This is a genomic window from Streptomyces xylophagus (assembly GCF_000716435.1).
GTDB classification, from domain to species: domain Bacteria; phylum Actinomycetota; class Actinomycetes; order Streptomycetales; family Streptomycetaceae; genus Streptomyces; species Streptomyces xylophagus.
This window is the reverse complement of sequence record NZ_JNWO01000140.1, coordinates 1-459: the sequence shown is the minus strand read 5'-3', so window position 1 is coordinate 459 and position 459 is coordinate 1. Positions and strand designations below refer to the sequence as shown.

1 pseudogene is annotated in these 459 nt (G+C 69.9%); it reads right to left on the bottom strand.

Annotated elements, in window-relative coordinates:
* Positions 1 to 459: pseudogene (locus tag OO70_RS50675) on the bottom strand (hypothetical protein); the annotation flags it as partial.

The window sequence follows — 459 nt, the reverse complement described above, 5'->3', positions numbered from 1 at the left end:
CCGCCGCCCGACGGGTCGACGACCGCCTCGATCTTCCACTGGACGTTGAACTGCTCGGCCAGCGCCTGCTTCAGTACGTCCTCGCTGCCGCTGCTGTTGAAGTTGTCCCGCGCACCGGCGTTGACGAAGCCGATCTGCAGGGTCGTGCCGTCGAAACCGGTGACCTGCGCGTTCTGGCTGAGCAGGATCCAGGTGAAGCGGCGGCGGTTCTTGACCACTTCCAGGATGTTCGGCCAGAGCATGCGGGGGTCGAGGCTGCCGGCCGGGGGCGGGGCAGCAGCGGCCTGGACGGGGGCCGAGGCCTGAGGCGCGGGCGTGGGTGCGGGTGCCTGTGCCTGTGCCGGTGCGGACGGGGGCTGTCCGCCGCCCGACGGGTCGACGACCGCCTCGATCTTCCACTGGACGTTGAACTGCTCGGCCAGCGCCTGCTTCAGTACGTCCTCGCTGCCGCTGCTGTTG